Raw genomic sequence first — 3406 nt, 5'->3', positions numbered from 1 at the left:
AACCCATTCGACGCACCATCGGAGTTGATCGCGCTGCCGCGCACCACGGCCATGATCGGGCGGCCGTTGCGGACCGCGTCCGAGAGCCGCTCCAGCAGGACCATGCCGGCGCCCTCGGACCAGCCGACACCATTGGCGCCCGCGGCAAAGGCGCGGCAGCGGCCGTCCGGGGAGAGGCCGCGCTGGCGGGAGAACTCGACGAACGTCTCGGGTGACGCGAGCACGGTCACACCGCCGGCCAGGGCGAGGTCGCACTCGCCCTGCCGCAGCGCCTGCGCCGCCAGGTGCAGCGCGACCAGCGACGACGAGCACGCCGTGTCCACGGTCACGGCGGGGCCCTCCAGCCCTAGGGTGTAGGACACCCGGCCGGAGGCGACACTGCCCGCGGTCCCCGTGCTCACATAGCCCTCCAGTTCCTCGGGGACGCCGCCGAGCCGCGACACGTAGTCGTGGTGCATCACACCGGCGAACACGCCGGTGCGGCTGCCGCGAAGCGAGACCGGGTCGATCCCGGCCCGCTCGAACGCCTCCCACGACACCTCCAGCAGCAACCGCTGCTGCGGGTCGGTGGCCAGCGCCTCCCTCGGGCTCATGCCGAAGAACGCCGGATCGAAGTCGCCCGGGCCCGTGAGGAAGCCACCGTGCCGCGCATAGGAGGTACCGGGCGTGTCCGGGTCGTCGTCAAAGAGACCGGCGAGGTCCCAGCCACGGTCCGTGGGGAACTCACCGATCGCGTCGATGCCCTCTTGGACCAGGCTCCACAGGTCCTCCGGGGAGGCGACGCCGCCCGGGTAGCGACAGCTCATCGCCACGATCGCGATCGGCTCGTCGTCGGCGGCGGCCCGGGCCGCGCGCGGGGCACGCGCGGCAATGGGGAGGGCCGTTCCGAGCAATTCGTCGCGGATGTGGGTGGCCAGCGCGGGGACGGTCGGGTAGTCGAAGGCCACGGCCGCGGGCAGCCGCAGCCCGGTGGCGGCGGCGAGCCGGTGGCGCAGCTCGACCACGGTGAGCGAGTCGAACCCGAGGTCACCGAAGGACTGGTCGGCGTCCGCCGTGGTGAGCGCAGTTCGGCCGAGTACGGCCGCGACCTCCGTGGCGACGAGTTCCCGAACCGTCTCGACCTGCGCGCTCTTGGGCAGTGCGAGCAGGCGTTGGGTCAGCGTGGTGTCGCCGACGCTCGCGGTGCGGCGGGCGGGGGTGCGCACCAGCCCGCGCAGAACGGCGGGCACGGGACCGGAGCCGTGGGCCCGCAAGGCCGCGGTGTCGATGCGCGCCGCGACCACCGCGGTCCTGTCGCCGGCGAGCGCCGCGTCGAAGAGCGCCAGTCCGTCCTGTGTGGTCAGCGGGGCGACACCGGAACGGTTCAGCCGCTTGACGTCCGCCTCGCCGAGGGCGGCGGCCATGCCGCCGTGCTCGGCCCACAGGCCCCAGGCGATCGAGGTCGCGGGCAGGCCGAGGGCGTGCCGGTACTCCGCCAGGGCGTCGAGGAAGACATTGGCAGCGGCGTAGTTGGCCTGGCCTGCCCCGCCGAGGGCACCCGAGACGGAGGAGAAGACGACGAACGCGTCGAGGGGCGTGCCGCTGGTCAGTTCGTGCAGATGGACCGCGGCGTCCACCTTGGGCCGCAGAACGGCGTCGATACGCTCGGGGGTCAGGGCGTCGAGGACGCCGTCGTCGATGACGCCCGCGCTGTGCACGACGGCGGTCAGCCGGTGATCCTCGGGTATGCCGGCCAGGAGGGCGGCGAGTGCGTCCCGGTCGCCGGTGTCGCAGGCCGCCAGGGTGACGCGGGCGCCCAACTCCTGCAGTTCGGCGAGGAGACCGGCCGCGCCGGGGGCGTCCGGGCCCCGGCGCCCGGCCAGCAGCAGATGCCGGGCACCGTACGCGGTCACCAGGTGACGGGCGACGACCCGGCCGAGCGCACCGGTCGCCCCGGTGATCAGGACGGTGCCTTCGGGGTCGAGGTGGGCGCGCTGGGTCCGCGGGTGCGGCGTCCGCGCCAGACGGGGTACCCGTACGGCGGTGCCACGCAGGGCCAGCTGCGGCTCACCGGTGGCGAGCGCGGCTGCCAGGAGCGGGTGTCCGGGCTCCATACCGGCTTCGGCGTCGATCAGGACGAAGCGGTCCGGGTGCTCGGTCTGGGCGGAGCGCACCAGACCCCAGAGCGCGGCGTGGGGCGGGTCCCCCGCCTCTTCACCGGGCGCGGTGGTCATGGCCCCTTGGGTCACGAACACCAGGCGGGACGCCGCGAACCGGTCGTCGGCCAGCCAGCGCCGCATCAGCGCCAGCGCGCGGTGGGTGACCGTGCGGGCGGCCTCGGCGAGGGGGCCGCCGAGGGGCGGGCACGGCACCAGGACGGCGTCCGGGACGGCTCCGGCCGCGGCGAGCGCGTCGAGCCCCGCCGCGTCGGTGGCCTCGCCCCATGTAACGGGTGCGCCGTCCATGCCCGGTGTCGGCGCGGACATCCACTCGATCTCGTACAGGGGCGCGGTGGTGGTCCTCGCGCTGCTCCCCGGTTCCCGCGTGGCGTCGGCGCGCAGGAGCAGTGACGCCACGGAGGCGACGGGCGCACCGGTGGGGTCGGCGAGCCGGAGTGACACGGTGTCGTCGCCGAGCCTGGTGAGGGCGACCCTCAGGCGGGACGCGCCCTCGGCGGTGAGGCTGATCCCGGTCCAGGAGAACGGGAGGCGGAGCCCCGCTCCCTGCTCTCTGGTGTGGGTGGTGTGCAGGGCGGCGTCGAGCAGCGCCGGGTGGATGCCGTACGGGGTCGCGTCCACACCCTCGGGCAGGGCGACCTCGGCGAACACCTCGCCGTCCCGCCCGTGCCAGGCGGCCTTGAGCCCCTGGAACAGCGGTCCGTAGCCGTGTCCCTGCTCGTCGAGGCGTTCGTACAGTCCCGTCAGCTCGACCGGGTCGGCGTCCCGTGGGGGCCACTGGCTCAGTGTGAACGCGTCGTCGGCGGGCTCCGGGGTGAGGACGCCCTCGGCGTGGCGCGTCCAGGTGCCGTCGCGGTCCTCCTCCTGTGCGAACACGCCGAACCGTCGATGGCCGGCGCCGTCCGCCGCGTCGACCGTCAGCTGGACCCGCACGGCGCCGGTCTCGGGGAGCACCAGCGGTGAGCTGAGGGTCAGCTCCGCCACGGTGGCGCAGTCGACCTCGTCGCCCGCCCGTACCGCCAACTCGACGAAGGCGGCTCCCGGCACGACCGCACGGCCACGGACCGAGTGCTCGGCCAGCCAGGGGTGGGTGGCGAGGGACAGGCGGGAGGTGAACAGCACGCGCCCGTCGTCGGCCAGTTCGACGGTGGCCGCCAGCAGCGGGTGCCCGGCGGACGAGAGGCCCGTCGAGCGCATGTCGCCCGCTCGGGACCGGGATGCCTCCAGCCAGTAGCGTTCGCGTTGGAAGG

1 protein-coding gene is annotated in these 3406 nt (G+C 74.5%); it reads right to left on the bottom strand.

Features of this window, described 5'->3' with window-relative positions:
• Positions 1-3353, bottom strand: a 3353-nt coding sequence (locus tag BKD26_RS38850; protein ID WP_143662800.1) for a type I polyketide synthase, incomplete at its 3' end; no start/stop codon positions are given.
• Positions 3354-3406: the final 53 nt, after the last annotated feature.

It is taken from the genome of Streptomyces sp. CB03238 (assembly GCF_002099185.1).
Lineage (GTDB): Bacteria > Actinomycetota > Actinomycetes > Streptomycetales > Streptomycetaceae > Streptomyces.
This window is presented reverse-complemented; position numbering and strand designations above follow the sequence as displayed.